This is a genomic window from Youngimonas ophiurae (nom. illeg.) (assembly GCF_049803795.1).
GTDB lineage: Bacteria > Pseudomonadota > Alphaproteobacteria > Rhodobacterales > Rhodobacteraceae > Thalassobius.
In genome coordinates this window covers 466,784-481,804 of the sequence record NZ_JBNAGJ010000001.1, presented here as the reverse complement: position 1 = coordinate 481,804, position 15,021 = coordinate 466,784, and the positions used below count along the sequence as shown (strand labels likewise).

17 protein-coding genes are annotated in these 15,021 nt (G+C 61.5%); 14 read left to right on the top strand and 3 right to left on the bottom strand.

The features are described from left to right. The first annotated feature begins 9 nt into the window (after positions 1-9). Complete coding sequence (gene ygiD / locus ACP15O_RS02570; RefSeq protein WP_425094470.1) at positions 10-828, top strand: 4,5-DOPA-extradiol-dioxygenase; 819 nt, start codon at positions 10-12, stop codon at positions 826-828. Positions 829-840: 12 nt separating this feature from the next. Further along, a complete protein-coding gene (locus ACP15O_RS02565) occupies positions 841-1,797 on the top strand; it encodes a glutathione S-transferase family protein (protein ID WP_425094469.1) in 957 nt (318 codons plus the stop codon). On the opposite strand, the gene ACP15O_RS02560 is transcribed toward ACP15O_RS02565, so the two are convergent. Together ACP15O_RS02560 and ACP15O_RS02555 are read right to left on the bottom strand one after the other, a co-directional pair. Further along, positions 1,798-2,028, bottom strand: a complete 231-nt coding sequence (locus ACP15O_RS02560) for a DUF2842 domain-containing protein (RefSeq protein ID WP_425094468.1) — start codon at positions 2,026-2,028, stop codon at positions 1,798-1,800. It lies immediately after the preceding gene. Continuing rightward, positions 2,028-3,323, bottom strand: coding sequence for an adenylosuccinate synthase (locus ACP15O_RS02555; protein WP_425094467.1), 1,296 nt, complete (start codon positions 3,321-3,323; stop codon positions 2,028-2,030). The genes ACP15O_RS02560 and ACP15O_RS02555 overlap by 1 nt, the downstream gene beginning before the upstream one ends. A gap of 160 nt (positions 3,324-3,483) precedes the next feature. Between ACP15O_RS02555 and ACP15O_RS02550 the strand changes: the two genes are divergently transcribed. From ACP15O_RS02550 to ACP15O_RS02540, 3 genes are all read left to right on the top strand, one after another. Beyond that, a complete protein-coding gene (locus ACP15O_RS02550; RefSeq protein WP_425094466.1) occupies positions 3,484-3,885 on the top strand; it encodes a DUF6524 family protein in 402 nt (133 codons plus the stop codon). Positions 3,886-3,996: 111 nt separating this feature from the next. Then, the gene (secG, locus tag ACP15O_RS02545) at positions 3,997-4,356 is read left to right on the top strand and encodes a preprotein translocase subunit SecG (RefSeq protein ID WP_425094465.1); all 360 of its coding nucleotides are present in this window, start codon (positions 3,997-3,999) and stop codon (positions 4,354-4,356) included. A gap of 172 nt (positions 4,357-4,528) precedes the next feature. After that, positions 4,529-6,172 carry a CTP synthase gene (locus tag ACP15O_RS02540; RefSeq protein ID WP_425094464.1) on the top strand — a complete coding sequence of 548 codons (1,644 nt, stop codon included), beginning with the start codon at positions 4,529-4,531 and terminating at the stop codon, positions 6,170-6,172. A gap of 62 nt (positions 6,173-6,234) precedes the next feature. On the opposite strand, the gene ACP15O_RS02535 is transcribed toward ACP15O_RS02540, so the two are convergent. Beyond that, positions 6,235-6,753: a hypothetical protein gene (locus tag ACP15O_RS02535; protein WP_425094463.1), complete on the bottom strand. Its 519-nt coding sequence runs from the start codon at positions 6,751-6,753 to the stop codon at positions 6,235-6,237. Positions 6,754-6,941: 188 nt separating this feature from the next. Here ACP15O_RS02535 and ACP15O_RS02530 point away from each other — a divergent pair, with 188 nt between their 5' ends. From ACP15O_RS02530 to ACP15O_RS02490, 9 genes are all read left to right on the top strand, one after another. Then, positions 6,942-7,415, top strand: coding sequence for a tellurite resistance TerB family protein (locus ACP15O_RS02530; protein ID WP_425094462.1), 474 nt, complete (start codon positions 6,942-6,944; stop codon positions 7,413-7,415). Between the two features lie 36 nt (positions 7,416-7,451). Continuing rightward, on the top strand, positions 7,452-7,892 hold the full coding sequence (locus tag ACP15O_RS02525) for a tellurite resistance TerB family protein (protein WP_425094461.1): 441 nt from the start codon (positions 7,452-7,454) through the stop codon (positions 7,890-7,892). Between the two features lie 163 nt (positions 7,893-8,055). Then, positions 8,056-8,832, top strand: a complete 777-nt coding sequence (locus tag ACP15O_RS02520) for an ABC transporter ATP-binding protein (protein WP_425094460.1) — start codon at positions 8,056-8,058, stop codon at positions 8,830-8,832. A 38-nt stretch (positions 8,833-8,870) separates the two neighbouring features. Then, on the top strand, positions 8,871-9,584 hold the full coding sequence (locus ACP15O_RS02515; RefSeq protein WP_425094459.1) for a transporter substrate-binding domain-containing protein: 714 nt from the start codon (positions 8,871-8,873) through the stop codon (positions 9,582-9,584). Positions 9,585-9,640: 56 nt separating this feature from the next. Continuing rightward, on the top strand, positions 9,641-10,525 hold the full coding sequence (locus ACP15O_RS02510) for an ABC transporter permease (RefSeq protein ID WP_425094458.1): 885 nt from the start codon (positions 9,641-9,643) through the stop codon (positions 10,523-10,525). After that, positions 10,522-11,328: an ABC transporter permease gene (locus ACP15O_RS02505; protein WP_425094457.1), complete on the top strand. Its 807-nt coding sequence runs from the start codon at positions 10,522-10,524 to the stop codon at positions 11,326-11,328. Before ACP15O_RS02510 ends, ACP15O_RS02505 begins: the two co-directional genes overlap by 4 nt. A gap of 192 nt (positions 11,329-11,520) precedes the next feature. Continuing rightward, a complete protein-coding gene (locus ACP15O_RS02500; protein WP_425094456.1) occupies positions 11,521-12,855 on the top strand; it encodes a glutamine synthetase family protein in 1,335 nt (444 codons plus the stop codon). Positions 12,856-12,929: 74 nt separating this feature from the next. After that, positions 12,930-13,610, top strand: a complete 681-nt coding sequence (locus ACP15O_RS02495; protein ID WP_425094455.1) for a type 1 glutamine amidotransferase — start codon at positions 12,930-12,932, stop codon at positions 13,608-13,610. Further along, positions 13,607-14,965: a glutamine synthetase family protein gene (locus ACP15O_RS02490; protein ID WP_425094454.1), complete on the top strand. Its 1,359-nt coding sequence runs from the start codon at positions 13,607-13,609 to the stop codon at positions 14,963-14,965. Before ACP15O_RS02495 ends, ACP15O_RS02490 begins: the two co-directional genes overlap by 4 nt. Positions 14,966-15,021: the final 56 nt, after the last annotated feature.

Below are 15,021 nucleotides of genomic sequence, written 5' to 3'. Positions count from 1 at the left end.
GAGCCCTCCATGTCCGCACATCAATCTCTTGGGATGCTCAAGGATCGTCTGAAAGCGTCCGATAAAATGCCCGTCGTCTTTCTGGGCCATGGCAGCCCGATGAACGCGATCGAGGATAACGATTACGCCCGTTCGTGGCGCAAGCTGGGCCGCGCCCTACCCCGTCCGCAGGCGATTCTGGTGGTCTCGGCGCATTGGATGACACAGGGGACGACGCTGGTGGATGTCTCGGCTTTTCCGCGCACGATCCACGATTTCTATGGCTTCCCAGATGAGCTATACATGGAAAGCTACCCGGCCGAAGGCGCGCCTGATCTGGCCCGCGAAGTGGTCAGCCTGCTGGCCAGCCACCACGCCGAGGGCGACGATACCTGGGGGCTGGATCATGGTGCCTGGACGGTGCTGAAATACCTGTATCCCAACGCGGATGTTCCCGTGTTCCAGCTGTCCATCGACATGACCGCCGGGCTGGCCCATCAGCTGGAAATCGGCCAGGCCATCGCCGAGCTGCGCCATCGCGGCGTGCTGATCCTGGGCAGCGGCAATGTCGTCCACAACCTGCACACCATGCGGTTCGGCGCGCGCCCCTATGACTGGGCCACCGAGTTCGACACCCGTTTCGCCAGCCTGCTGGAGGATCGCAACATGGCCGCGCTGGCCGACCCGCAGACCTTTGGCACGCTGCTGCGCCAGGCGCATCCGTCGGTGGATCACTACCTGCCCGCGCTGACCATTGCAGGCGCGGCGGATAGCGCCGATCAGCTGGTCTTTATGAATGACACGATCGACATTGCCAGCGTCTCGATGCGCAGCTTTGTGTTTTATTAAGGGATCGGTGCGATGCTGGTAGATGGTAAATGGACAAAGGACTGGAACCCGGTCCAGAAGGCAGATGAAAAGGGCCGTTTCGTGCGGCAGGTGTCCAGTTTTCGCAACTGGATCACCCCCGATGGCAGCGCAGGGCCAACGGGCCTGGGTGGTTTCAAGGCCGAGGCCGGGCGCTATCGGCTCTATGTGGCGCTGATCTGCCCCTGGGCCTCGCGGACGTTGATTGCCCGCGCGCTGAAGGGCCTGGAGGATGTGATCCCCGTCACCGTCGTCAACCCGACGCTGACCGATCAGGGCTGGGCCTTTGGTGGCTATCCGGGGGCGGATGCGGACCCGCTGTTCGATGCGGGCTATATGCACGCGCTCTATACCCGCGCCGATCCGCATTTCACCGGGCGCGCCACTGTGCCCGTGCTGTGGGACATGCAGCAAAACGTGATGGTCAGTAACGAAAGCGCCGACATCCTGCGGATGCTGGACACCGCATTCGAGGAGATCGTGCCGTCGGATATTCGGCTGTATCCGCAGGATCTGGCCACCGAAATCGACACGCTGAACCCTGTGATTTACGATGGGCTGAACAATGGCGTCTACAAGGCTGGTTTCGCCTCAAGCCAAGAGGCCTATGACGAGGCTGTCGCCAGTGTGTTCAGCACGCTGGATATGCTCGAATCGCGGCTGAGCGGCGACTATCTGTTCGGAGACCGGCTGACAGAAACCGACATCCGCACTTTTGTGACGCTGATCCGGTTCGATGCGGCCTATCATGGGCTGTTCAAAACGAACCTGCGCCAGATCGCCGATTATCCGCGCCTGCAAGCCTATATGGAGCGTATCCTGGCCCTGCCCGGCGTGCGCCAGACAGTGAACATGGACCATATCACGCGTGGCTATTACTCGATCAAGGCGCTGAATCCGACGGGGATTCGCCCCGCCGCCCCGGCGCATATCACGGCCTTGCTGACCTGATCATTCATCCGAGGGGTCGGCGTCGGGATCCGCCTGCCCGACCCCTTTGAAGATGAACTTGAACGGCATCGCCCACAAAAAGCCCAGCACGATATAGACCGCCAGTTCGATCAGCAGCGAGGGCCGCTCGAACAAGGACGTCAGATACCACGCCACCGCGATATAGAGCGGCAGGCCAACCAGCAGGATCAGCAGCGCCAGGCGGCGGCGGGTTTTATACGCCAGCGCCATCAGTCTGCGAACGGGTCGGTGACCAGGATGGTGTCGTCGCGTTCAGGGCTGGTGGACAGCAGGGCGACGGGGCATTCGATCAGCTCTTCGACGCGGCGGACGTATTTCACCGCATTGGCGGGCAGATCGTTCCAGCTGCGCGCGCCTTCGGTGGATTCGGACCAGCCGGGGATTTCCTCGTAGATCGGTTTGCAGCGGGCCTGCTGATCGGCGGCGGTGGGCAGGTAATCCAGACGCTCGCCGTCCAGATCATAGCCCACGCAGATTTTCAGGGTCTCGAACCCGTCCAGCACGTCCAGTTTCGTCAAAGAGATGCCGTTGATCCCGTTCACCGCGCAGGTCTGACGGACCAGGGCGGCGTCAAACCAGCCACAGCGGCGTTTGCGGCCGGTGGTGGTGCCGAATTCATGGCCACGCTCGCCCAGACGCTGACCGTCTGCATCCTCCAGCTCGGTCGGGAACGGGCCCTCGCCTACGCGGGTGGTATAGGCCTTCACGATGCCCAGCACGTAATCGATCGAGTTGGGGCCGATGCCCACGCCCGTCGCGGCCTGACCCGCGATCACATTCGAGGACGTCACGAAGGGATAGGTGCCGAAATCAATGTCCAGCAGCGCGCCTTGTGCGCCTTCGAACAGGATGCGTTTGCCGGATTTGCGTTTCTCGTTCAGCACTTTCCAGACGGGCGCGGCGAAGGGCAGGATTTCCTTGGCAACCTCTTTGAGTTGCGCCAGCAGCGCGTCACGGTCAACGGGGGCAATGCCCAGACCTTTGCGCAGCGGATCGTGGTGTTGCAGGGCGCGGTCCACGCGGGCCTCAAGCGTGGCCTCATCGGCCAGATCGGCCACACGGATGGCGCGGCGGCCAACCTTATCTTCGTAGCAGGGGCCGATGCCGCGGCCGGTGGTGCCGATCTTGGTGCCCTTGCTGGCGGCCTCTTCGCGGGCGCGGTCCAGCTCGCCGTGGATGGGCAGAATCAGCGGGGTGTTTTCCGCAATCATCAGCGTGTCGGCGTTGATCTCGACCCCCTGTTCGCGGACGGTGGCGATCTCGTTGACCAGGTGCCAGGGGTCCAGCACCACGCCGTTGCCGATCACCGACAGTTTCCCGCCACGCACCACACCCGAGGGCAGCGCGTGCAATTTATAGACCTTTCCGTCGATGACCAGAGTGTGCCCGGCATTGTGGCCGCCCTGAAAACGCGCGATCACATCGGCGCGTTCGGACAGCCAGTCCACGATCTTGCCTTTACCCTCATCGCCCCATTGGGCGCCGACGACGACGACGTTTGCCATTGCTGGTCCTCTTACTCTATGCGGATCAAACCCGCGCCCGTATATAGGGCTGTGCCCCGGTGTAAAACCTCAAATTCGCCGCAGGGCTGGACACGCGCTGCCAATTGCGCGATTCATTATGACAGACATTCGCAAAACCTGCATCAAGCCGGAGCATCCCATGGGGTTTTTTCTTCGCTGGCTGGTGGCCTTTATCCTTCTGTCGGCCACGTTCAACCCAACGCGCGTGAATTACGCGACATGGGTCAGCTCCAATTACGATCAGCAATTGCCGCTGGCGGTGCTGCTGGGGCTGCTGCTGCTGGTGGGCTATATCATCTACCTGCGGGCCACGCTGCGCTCGATCGGAGCGTTCGGGATGTTCCTGGTAATGGCGATTTTTGCCGCGCTTTTGTGGGTGCTCTATGATTATGGCCTGTTGGACATCGACAATCAGACGATGAACACCTGGCTGGGCCTGTTTGCCATGTCCGTCGTGCTGGGCGTTGGCCTGAGCTGGAGCCTGATCCGCCGCCGCCTGTCCGGCCAGGTGGACATCGACGATATAGACGACGAAGAATAGGGCACGCGCCCCCCCCGTTTGGCCCAGATCCCACTCAGACGGCAAAGGCGGGTTGCGGGCGGCAAGGGTTTTGCCTAAATAGGCGCGGAAAGACATCTCAGGCAGGCCTCAATGGAAAACGTCGTTCTTATCATCCACCTTCTTCTGGCGCTGGCGCTGATCGGCATCGTGCTTTTGCAACGCTCCGAGGGCGGTGGACTGGGGATGGGCGGCGGCGGCGGTGCCGTGTCCAGCCGCGCGGCCGCAACCGCGCTGAGCAAAGTGACCTGGATCCTGGCGATCGGGTTCATCTGTACCTCTTTGGGGCTGACCGTGATTGCCGCTGAAAAATCCGCGGGCAGCTCGGTTCTGGATCGTCTGGGGGGGGATGCCCCCGCCACCGAAAGCGAAGAGGCACCCGCACAACCGGGCAGTGACCTGCTGCCGCCCTCGGCGGATGAAAGTGGCCCCATCGTTCCGCGCGCGGACTGATAGAACCACAACACCTTGAATTTTCGCGGATGACCGCAACTGCATCTTGCGGTCGTCTTGCGTATTTTTTGCGAATCTAGTAAGGCTTGAGTCCCGTGGTGCTGCGGTTTTTTGAACCGTAGGGGCGCAGGTTTTGGCATTCTGCCAGGCGAAAATCACGGGAGACGCCGACATGGCTCGTTATATCTTCATCACCGGCGGTGTTGTGTCCTCGCTGGGCAAGGGGCTGGCCTCGGCCGCCTTGGGCGCATTGTTGCAGGCGCGCGGTTTCTCGGTCCGTCTGCGCAAACTGGATCCCTACCTGAACGTCGATCCCGGCACCATGAGCCCGTTTGAACACGGCGAGGTGTTCGTCACCGACGATGGCGCCGAAACCGATCTGGACCTGGGCCATTACGAGCGTTTCACCGGCGTGCCCGCGCGGATGACCGACTCGGTCAGTTCGGGGCGAATCTATTCCAACGTTCTGGAAAAAGAGCGTCGCGGCGATTACCTGGGCAAAACCATTCAGGTCGTTCCCCACGTCACCAACGAGATCAAGGATTTCCTGGCGGTCGGCGATGACGAGGTCGATTTCATGCTGTGCGAAATCGGCGGCACCGTCGGCGATATCGAGGGCCTGCCCTTCTTCGAGGCGATCCGCCAGTTCACCCACGATCGCCCGCGCGGCCAGTGTATTTTCATGCACCTGACCCTGCTGCCCTATCTGGCTGCCTCGGGCGAGCTGAAAACCAAACCCACCCAGCACAGCGTCAAGGAACTGCAAAGCATCGGCATCGCGCCTGACGTGCTGGTGTGCCGCAGCGAACAGCCGATTCCGGAAAAAGAACGCGAGAAAATCGCCCTGTTCTGTAACGTCCGCAAGGACGCGGTGATCGCCGCCTATGATCTGAACTCGATCTACGAGGCCCCGCTGGCCTATCACCACGAAGGTCTGGATCAGGCGGTTCTGGACGCGTTCGGCATCTCGCCCGCGCCCAAGCCGGACATGTCGAAATGGGATGACGTGGTGGACCGCATCCACAATGCCGATGGCGAGGTCAACGTGGCCATTGTCGGCAAATACGTGCAACTGGAAGACGCCTATAAATCCATCAAAGAGGCCCTGACCCACGGCGGCATGGCCAACCGGGTGAAGGTGAATGTGGAATGGGTGGATGCCGAGATTTTCGACAATTCCGACCCGGCCCCGCATCTGGAGGGCTTCCACGCCATTCTGGTGCCCGGCGGCTTTGGCGAACGCGGCACCGAGGGGAAAATCAAAGCGGCCGAATTCGCCCGTACGCGCAAAATCCCCTATCTGGGCATCTGCCTGGGGATGCAAATGGCCGTGATCGAGGCCGCCCGCAACGTGGCTGGTATCGACACTGCGGGCTCTGAAGAATTCGATCACGAATCCGGGGGCAAGCGTTTCGAACCCGTGGTCTATCACCTGAAGGAATGGGTGCAGGGCAACGCCAAGGTCCAGCGCAAGGCCGATGACGACAAGGGCGGCACCATGCGTCTGGGCGCCTATGACGCCGTGTTGACCGAGGGCTCCAAGGTGGCGCAGGTCTATGGCGACACCGCGATCGAGGAACGCCACCGTCACCGCTATGAGGTGGACATCAAATACCGCGAAAAGCTAGAGGCCTGCGGGCTGACCTTCTCGGGCATGTCGCCCGATGGCCGGCTGCCGGAAATCGTGGAATGGACTGATCACCCCTGGTTCATCGGCGTGCAATACCACCCCGAACTAAAGTCCAAACCCTTCGATCCGCACCCCCTGTTCAAGGATTTCGTGCGCGCTGCCGTGGAAACATCGCGCCTGGTATAAACACAGAAAACGGGGCCGCTGGGCCCCGTTTTTCTATGTTTTTCCGTGGGTTTACCTGTGGATTATCTCCAGATCGGATCCAGCAGAACCCGCAACAGAGCCGGCCTGCTATCGGGCTGCGGGGGCATCACGATCCGTGTCGGCCCCTGATCCGAGATCGCGTTGAACCGGGTCTCATCAAACACCCAGCGGCCCTGCGTGCCACGCGCCGCATCGTGCCGCTGCCGCGCGAACCAGGCCTCGGCCGCGTCCCGAACCGGCGCCAGGCCGACCTCGGGGTCCGGCAGGTAGAACCCGCAGCTGATTTTCCGGTGCAGACAGTCCAGCATGGAACAGCGCGCGCTGTCCTCAAGCGGGACATCATCCTTGTGCATATGGTTGAACTCTTGCGGGCGCCCGTTCAGGAACACCTGAACCGCCGTTGCCAGATCCAACCCGATTTTTGACATCAAGCGCCCCAAAACCTTCAGATCGCCGTTGTGCCAATCAAACTCAACCGCCGCTTGCGCCAGCTCGGACCCTGCCGAGACCTGCGTGCCAGCATCTACCCCTTCCCAGTCTTTTGATACCATCCGGTTCATTGCCCGAACTCCTACTGGTGCCTCTCATCTCTTAAGGTTGTATTGAGCCTTGGTGCAGATTTTGCGGACGAAATGTGGCCGGGATGAGGCAATCCAACTGTCGCGCCTTTGTCACAAAATCCCGGCCCTGTTGCGCCCTGACCTGTCTTTTCTTTTGCGGGAATCGTTTCTTGGCGTAGCGTGAAACCATGTTCTCACACCTGTTTCGCGCGCTCAAAGCCAGTAAATCCAACGCGTTACCCGAGCCAGATGAAAAACTGGCCCTGGGCGCTTTGCTGGTGCGCGTGGCCAAATCCGACCGCAATTACAACGTGAAGGAAATCCAGCGCATCGACCGGATTTTCCAGCGGCTCTATGATCTGAACCCGGTTGAGGCGGCCAAAATGCGCGCCGTGTGCGAAAAAATGGAGGAACACGCCCCCCATATGGATGTGTTTTCGGAAATGATCCGCGAGGGGGTGGATTTCGATGACCGGCTGGGGGCCCTGGAAACCATGTGGGAGGTCGCCCTGTCCGACGGGCAAGAACGCCCCGAAGAGCTGAGCGTGGTCGAAAGCGCCCGGACCGCGCTTGGCCTGTCCGAGGCCGACAGTCTTCAGGCCCGCGTTGCCGCCGTGCACACCATCGAGCAGGTCCAGCGCCGCGCCGCGGATGATCAATGATTGGCAGCGCCGCATTCAGCCCCTATATGCAGGGGCATGTTTGCTGATTTTCTGAAACGCCTCACCCAGCCCTCTCCGTCTCGCCTGCCCGATTCCGATGCGCGGCTGGCGCTGATGGCCCTGCTGGTGCGGGTGGCCCGCTCGGATGGGCATTTCGACAGCGCCGAGCGCGCGCGCATCCTGACCATTGCCGCCGATCGCTACGGGCTGGAGACCGCCGCCACGCAGGAACTGCTGGCGCAAGCCGAGACCCTGGAATCCGAGGCCCCCGACACCGTTCGTTTCACCCGCGCGATCAAGGACGCCGTCGCCTACGAGGACCGCACCGCCGTGATCGAGGCGCTCTGGGCCGTGGTTCTGGCCGACGGCACCCGCGATGACGCTGAAAACGCGCTGTTGCGGCTGGTCGCCAATCTGCTGGGAATCAATGACCGTGACAGCGCTCTGGCGCGCCAGCGAATCGAGACCAGGCCCTAAGCCGACACCGCCGACGCAGCGTGGCGCGCTCAGAAATGATCAAATTCCTGATGACTTAGGGTCAATCGTGCCGTTTCTGGATGATTTTCACCGCTTTGATCATTGCACGCGTCCCCATTTTTCGACCTACTAAACCCAATAAAAACAAAAAATGGGGTCGGAAGTGTCCGAAAACGCTCCAGTCATCGAAATTCGGGGGCTGCACAAAGCCTATGGCGCGCTGGAAGTCCTGAAGGGCGTGGATATCACCGCGCATCGGGGGGATGTTGTCTCGTTGATTGGCTCGTCGGGGTCCGGGAAATCCACGATTCTGCGCTGCGCCAACCTGCTGGAGGACAGCCAGGAAGGCGAGATTCTGTTCAAGGGCGAGCCCGTCCTGTGGAAAGGTCAGGGGCACGCTCGCCATCCGGGCGATCCGGCGCAGGTGCTGCGCATCCGTACCAACCTGTCCATGGTGTTCCAGCAGTTCAACCTGTGGGCCCATATGACAATTCTGGAAAACGTGATGGAGGCCCCCGTCACCGTTCTGGGCCGCGACAAGGCCGAGGTCGAGGCCGCCGCCCGCCGCTATCTGGACAAGGTCGGGATCGGCGACAAATGCGATGTCTACCCGGCGCAATTGTCGGGCGGTCAGCAGCAGCGCGCCGCCATCGCCCGCGCCCTGTGCATGGAGCCCGAGGCGATCCTGTTTGACGAACCCACCAGCGCCCTGGACCCCGAACTGGAACAAGAAGTCGTGAAGGTCATCAAGGATCTGGCCGCCGAGGGGCGCACCATGCTGATCGTCACCCACGATATGAAAATGGCCCATGATGTCAGCAGCCATGTCGTGTTTCTGCACCAGGGCCGGATCGAAGAAGAAGGCGCGCCGGGCACGCTCTTTGGCAGCCCCAAATCCGAACGCCTGCAACAATTCCTGTCGGTCACGTCGCATCTGTGACGCCCGCCGGCACCGATTTCTAACCACGGGAGTGAACCATGAAAAAACTGATCCTGACCACCGCCGCGCTGGCCCTGACCGCTGGCATTGCCACCGCCGACACCATCCGGATGGGCACCGAGGGCGCCTATGCCCCCTTCAACTATCTGGACGATAATGGCGAGGTTGCGGGCTTTGAGCGCGACTTGGGCGACGAGCTGTGCAAACGCGCCGAGCTGACCTGCGAATGGGTCACCAACGAATGGGATTCGATCATTCCGAACCTGGTCTCGGGCAACTATGACACCATCATTGCCGGCATGTCGATCACCGACGAGCGCAAGGAAAAGATCGACTTTACCCAGGCCTACACCCAGCCCGACCCCTCGGCCTATGCGGCGCTCAGCGCGGATGTGGATGTCACCACCGCCGTGATTGCGGCGCAGGCCAACACGATCCAGGCCTCGTTCGTGGCCGCCGCGGGCGCGCAGCTGGTTGAATTCTCGACCGTGGACGAGGCCCTGGCCGCCGTCCTGAACGGCGAGGCCGACGCCACCCTGGCCGACAAAGCCAGCCTGCTCGATCAGGTCGAAGCCAGCGACCAGCTGGTTTTCCTGGAAAAAGAAGAGCTGATCGGCGGCGGTGTCGGCATGGGCATCCGCAAATCCGACAGCGCCCTGCGTGACAAATTCGACGCCGCGATCCAGTCGATGAAGGATGACGGCACGCTGAACGCGCTGATCGTGAAGTGGAAAATCGGCGAAACCTTCTGATCGCCCAATACTCTTGGGTGGGGGCGATCACGCCCCTGCCCTGACCGGATCTGACGATGTTTCCCTATTGCACTGACCCCGATACGCTGTCCGGCCTGACCTGGCTAAGCTGCTATCTGACCACCACCAAGCATATGATGCTGTTCTATTCGCTGGGCACGGTGCTGCTGCTGCTGGCGATTACGGCTCCGGTGGCGCTGGCCTTTGGCTTTGCCGGAGCAAGCGCGGCCAAATCGCATGTCGCGCCGCTGCGCTGGCTGGGCAAGATCTATATCGCGGTCGTGCGCGGGGTGCCGGACATCGCGTTTTTCCTGTTCTTCGTGATCGCGCTGGATCAGGGGTTTGAATGGCTGCGCCATCAGGTTCTGTGCCCCGATTGGGACCAGCCGATCCGCCAGGGCAATGATTTCGTTGTCTGTTCTGCGGCCAAACTGCCGCTGGGCTCGGCCCCGCAATGGGTGCACGAGGTCTATGGCTTTGCGCTGGCCGTGCTGACCTTTGCCATCGTGTTTGGGGCCTTTGCCGCCAATGTCCTGTTCGGAGCCATGCGCGCCGTGCCCCATGCGCAGATGGAAACCGCCTATGCCTATGGCATGACAAAGCGGCAGGCTTTCTGGCGTATTCTGGTGCCGCAGATGTGGGTCTATGCGCTGCCGGGCCTGTCGAATCTGTGGATGGTGCTGATCAAGGCCACGCCCCTGCTGTTCCTGCTGGGGGTCGAGGATATCGTCTATTGGGCGCGCGAGCTGGGCGCCTCGAAAACGCCGCGCTTTACCGATTATCCGCATCCTGACTGGCGCATGTGGTATTTCCTGGGGCTGCTGGTGTTCTATCTGGGCTTTACCCGTGTGTCCGAGCTGGTGCTGGAACGTCTGATGCGCCGCCTGTCCCACGGTCAGGCCACCGCCGCCGGAGAAGCCATGCGGAGGGCCGAGGCATGAGCTGCTGGCAAACCATTCAGGATTACGGCCTGCGCTCGATCGGAATCGGAGAGCGCCTGCTGCCCAAGACCGATTTCACCCTGTGTCACCAGTTCACGCTGATCGGCTCGGGGATGTTGTGGAACATCTATTTCGGCGTTCTGGCGCTGCTGGCGGGGTTCTTTCTGGCAACCGCGCTGGCGGTGGCCAAGAATTCGGCCCTGCCCTGGCTGCGCACACCGGCCACCTGGTTCATCTTTGTGTTCCGAGGCTCGCCCCTGTTCATCCAGTTCTTCTTTGGCTACTTCCTGTTCCTGTCATTGAAGAAAGTCGTCCCGATCTTTGCGCCCTTCACCGACGCCTGGCTGGGCGCATTGATGGTGCTGTTTTTCAACACCGCCGCCTATTCGGCCGAGATTTTCTATGGCGCGCTGCGCTCCATTCCCAAAGGTGACACCGAGGCCGCGGACGCCTATGGGTTCAGCGGCTGGAACAAGTTCCGCCGCATCACCTGGCCCACCATGCTGCGCCTGGCCTGGCCGGCCTACACGAACGAGGCGATCTTTCTGTTCCACGCGACGGCGCTTGTGTTTTTCTCGAGTTTTCCGGCATGGCGGCAGAAGGGGGACGCGCTGTATTATGCCTCTTATTTTGCCGAGAAAACCTTCAACCCCTTCGTGCCCTACCCGATCTTCGCGGGCTATTTCATCCTGTTGACGCTGATCGTGATCGGGCTGTTCGGATGGATCAATCATCGGCTGAACCGGCATCTGCCGCAGCAACATCGCCGCAAAATTCGCTTGCGTCCAAGGTTGATCCGGTAGTATCCAATATTTGATCAAATTATTCGGACGCAGGGGAACTCCATATACGTTTCGGAGTTTGCAGCCACTGTTTGACGCAAATATTTTGATCAAAAGTTAACAAACAGGGACCAAGGGCATGGTCCCCAAGCGTTTGAGATGCAAGAATCGCTTGCGTCTGGCTTGTGGGAACGGCCTCATCGAAACATGAAAATGTACAACTGGCTGAGAAAGCACCCCGAAGTGCGTACCATCCGCGTGGCCGCGGCAGATCTGAACGGACAGGCGCGCGGCAAACGTGTGCCCACCCGCTTTGCCGATAAGGTGGTCGAGGACGGGACGCGCTTTCCCATGTCCGTGTTGAATCTGGACATCTGGGGCGAGGACATCGAAGACAGCCCCCTGGTTTTTGACAGCGGCGACGCCGATGGCGTGCTGCGCCCGACCGAGCGGGGCTTTATGCCCATGCCCTGGCTGTCGGCGCCCACCGCCCTGCTGCCGCTGTGGATGTATCGCGAGGACGGCCGCCCCTACGAGGGCGACCCCCGCCACGCCCTGCGCGCCATTGTCGAACGCTACAAAGCCATCGGCCTGACCCCCGTCGTGGCAATGGAGATGGAATTCTTCCTGATCGACGACTCGGGCCGCGACCTGAGCGTGCCGATCAGCCCCCGGTCCGGCAAACGGCGCAAGGCGGCCGAAACCCTGTCGATCCGCGCGCTGGATGCGTTCGACAGCTTTTTCACCGATCTCTATGACGCCTGCGAGGAAATGGACATCCCCGCCGACACCGCCATTTCCGAGGCCGGGCTGGGCCAGTTCGAAATCAACCTGATGCATTGCGATGACGCCCTGCGCGCCGCCGATGACGCCTGGCTGTTCAAGATGCTGGTCAAGGGGCTGGCGCGCAGCCACGGGTTCGCGGCGTCCTTTATGGCCAAACCCTATGATGACTACGCCGGATCGGGCCTGCACACGCATTTTTCGCTGATCGACAAGGATGGCAATAACGTCTTTGACGATGGCGGCCCCAAGGGCACGGATATGCTGCATCACGCGATCGCGGGCTGTATGCGCGCCATGCACGACAGCACGCTGATCTTTGCCCCGCATTGGAACAGCTATGACCGGATGGTGCCGGGCGCCCACGCGCCGACGGGGATCAGCTGGGCCTATGAGAACCGGACCTCGGCCATTCGCGTGCCCTCGGGCAGCCCCAAGGCGCGGCGGCTGGAACACCGGGTCGCGGGCGGCGATGTGAACCCCTATCTGCTGCTGACGGCCATTCTGGGCGCGGCGCTGACCGGGATCGAGGACAAGCTCTCGCCGCCCGAACCGATCTCGGGCAATGCCTATGCGCTGGACCTGCCGCACATCCCCGACAAATGGGGCACGGCCATTGATGCCTTTGAAAACAGTGACGTTATCAAGCGCATTTTCACCCCCGAGATGATCCGCAACCTTGTGCTGACCAAAAGGCAAGAGCTGCGCTACATGGACGATCTGACCCCGGAAGAGCGGGTGGACATCTACCTGGATACGGTGTGATCCCGGCGGGTTCCGCAACTTGTTCCTTCAGGGCGGCAGGGATACAGTCCTGCCATCAACGACAATGGTGACTTATGAAAATCGGCATCCTGCAAACGGGCCATGTGCCCGATCAGATGATGGAAACCTCGGGGGATTACGCGGCCATGTTCCGGCGTCTGCTGGACGGGCACGGGTTTACCTTTGAAACATGGGAGGTGGTGGACGGCCAGTTTCCCTCGGGCCCCGAGGCCGCCGATGCCTGGCTGATCACCGGATCCAAACATGGTGCCTATGAAGATCACCCCTGGATCCCCCCGCTGGAAACGCTGATCCGCGCCATTCGCGATGCCGGGCGTCCGATGGTCGGGGTCTGCTTTGGGCATCAGATCATCGCGCAGGCTCTGGGCGGGAAAGTCGTCAAGTTCGAGGGCGGCTGGGCCACGGGCCGGCAAAGCTATGATCTGAACGGACGCCAGGTGCAGCTGAACGCCTGGCACCAGGATCAGGTGGTGGAACTGCCTGAAAACACGCGGGTTCTGGGATCAAATGACTTCTGCGAGAATGCGGTTCTGGCGATCGGCGACAATATTCTGACGCTGCAGCCCCATCCTGAATTCACCGCCACGGAAATCCGTGTCCTGCTGGAACATCGCGCGCCCGGCGTGGTGCCTGATGACTTGATCACCCAGGCTACCGCAGCGTTGGAGGCCCCCGTCGACGGGGGGGAAATCGGTCAGCAAATGGCCCGCGTCCTGAAGGGAGAGAAGATATGAGCAACTGGATCAAAACACTCCCCGAAGCGGCGCAAGCCTACCTGGCGGAACGGCGCCTGGACGAGGTCGAGTGTATCATCTCGGACCTGCCGGGCATTGCACGCGGCAAGGCGGTTCCGGCGTCAAAATTCGAAAAGCAGGACTATTTTCACCTGCCGGACTCGATCTATTTCCAGACCATCACCGGCGATTGGGGCGAGGCCGCCGGCGAGGAGGGCTTTATCGAGCGCGACATGATGCTGCGCCCCGATATGTCCACCGCCACCGCCGCCCCCTGGACCGGAGACTGGACCTTGCAGGTGATCCACGATGCCTATGACCGCAAGGACGAGCCGATCCCCTATGCCCCGCGGAATGTGCTGAAACGCGTGGTCAATCTTTACCGCGAACAGGGGTGGGAACCCGTCGTCGCGCCGGAAATGGAATTCTACCTGGTGGCGCGCAACATCGACCCGGCCAAGAAAATCGAGCCGATGATGGGCCGTTCCGGTCGTCCGGCGGCGGCGCGTCAGGCGTACTCGATGTCCGCCGTGGACGAGTTTGGCCCGGTCATTGACGACATCTATGATTTCGCCGAGGCCATGGGCCTGGAGATCGACGGCATCACCCAGGAAGGCGGCGCCGGCCAGCTGGAAATCAACCTGCTGCATGGCGATCCGGTGGCGCTGGCCGATCAGGTGTTCTACTTCAAGCGGCTGATCCGCGAGGCCGCGCTGCGCCACGATTGCTTTGCCACTTTCATGGCCAAACCGATCGCGGACGAGCCGGGCAGCGCCATGCATATCCACCACTCGATCCTGAGCCTTGAGGATGGCTCGAACATCTTTTCGGGGCCGCAGGGCGGGGAAACGGATGCGTTTTTCCACTTTATCGCGGGTTTGCAGAACCACCTGCCTTCGGCCATTGCGATGCTGGCGCCCTATGTGAATTCCTATCGCCGGTATGTGCGTGACCACGCCGCGCCGATCAATCTGGAATGGGGACGGGACAACCGGACGACGGGGATTCGCGTGCCACTGTCCGGCCCCAAGGCCCGGCGGGTCGAAAACCGTCTGGCCGGGATGGACTGCAACCCCTACCTGGGCATCGCGGCCTCTTTGGCTTGTGGATTCCTGGGGCTGATGGAGGGCAAACGCCCCGACAAGCAGTTCAAGGGCGATGCCTATGACGGCGACGAGGACATCCCCCGCGTGCTGGGCCAGGCCTTGGATCTGTTCGATGGGGCCTCGGATCTGCATGAAATCCTGCACCCGGATTTCGCGCGCGTCTACTCGATCATCAAACGGACCGAGTATGAAGAGTTCTTGCAGGTGATTTCCCCCTGGGAACGGGAGCACCTGCTGCTGAACGTCTGATCCAAAGGGGCCGCCCTGACGGGCGGCGCTGGATATCTCGCGCCCCTGATGGGCGC

What these genes read in the sequence shown, in the direction of transcription:
- ygiD (WP_425094470.1), top strand. Translation starts at nt 10, where the DNA reads ATGTCCGCACATCAATCTCTTGGGATGCTCAAGGATCGTCTGAAAGCG.
- ACP15O_RS02565 (WP_425094469.1), top strand. Translation starts at nt 841, where the DNA reads ATGCTGGTAGATGGTAAATGGACAAAGGACTGGAACCCGGTCCAGAAG.
- ACP15O_RS02560 (WP_425094468.1), bottom strand. Translation starts at nt 2,028, where the DNA reads ATGGCGCTGGCGTATAAAACCCGCCGCCGCCTGGCGCTGCTGATCCTG.
- ACP15O_RS02555 (WP_425094467.1), bottom strand. Translation starts at nt 3,323, where the DNA reads ATGGCAAACGTCGTCGTCGTCGGCGCCCAATGGGGCGATGAGGGTAAA.
- ACP15O_RS02550 (WP_425094466.1), top strand. Translation starts at nt 3,484, where the DNA reads ATGGGGTTTTTTCTTCGCTGGCTGGTGGCCTTTATCCTTCTGTCGGCC.
- secG (WP_425094465.1), top strand. Translation starts at nt 3,997, where the DNA reads ATGGAAAACGTCGTTCTTATCATCCACCTTCTTCTGGCGCTGGCGCTG.
- ACP15O_RS02540 (WP_425094464.1), top strand. Translation starts at nt 4,529, where the DNA reads ATGGCTCGTTATATCTTCATCACCGGCGGTGTTGTGTCCTCGCTGGGC.
- ACP15O_RS02535 (WP_425094463.1), bottom strand. Translation starts at nt 6,753, where the DNA reads ATGAACCGGATGGTATCAAAAGACTGGGAAGGGGTAGATGCTGGCACG.
- ACP15O_RS02530 (WP_425094462.1), top strand. Translation starts at nt 6,942, where the DNA reads ATGTTCTCACACCTGTTTCGCGCGCTCAAAGCCAGTAAATCCAACGCG.
- ACP15O_RS02525 (WP_425094461.1), top strand. Translation starts at nt 7,452, where the DNA reads ATGTTTGCTGATTTTCTGAAACGCCTCACCCAGCCCTCTCCGTCTCGC.
- ACP15O_RS02515 (WP_425094459.1), top strand. Translation starts at nt 8,871, where the DNA reads ATGAAAAAACTGATCCTGACCACCGCCGCGCTGGCCCTGACCGCTGGC.
- ACP15O_RS02510 (WP_425094458.1), top strand. Translation starts at nt 9,641, where the DNA reads ATGTTTCCCTATTGCACTGACCCCGATACGCTGTCCGGCCTGACCTGG.
- ACP15O_RS02505 (WP_425094457.1), top strand. Translation starts at nt 10,522, where the DNA reads ATGAGCTGCTGGCAAACCATTCAGGATTACGGCCTGCGCTCGATCGGA.
- ACP15O_RS02500 (WP_425094456.1), top strand. Translation starts at nt 11,521, where the DNA reads ATGTACAACTGGCTGAGAAAGCACCCCGAAGTGCGTACCATCCGCGTG.
- ACP15O_RS02495 (WP_425094455.1), top strand. Translation starts at nt 12,930, where the DNA reads ATGAAAATCGGCATCCTGCAAACGGGCCATGTGCCCGATCAGATGATG.
- ACP15O_RS02490 (WP_425094454.1), top strand. Translation starts at nt 13,607, where the DNA reads ATGAGCAACTGGATCAAAACACTCCCCGAAGCGGCGCAAGCCTACCTG.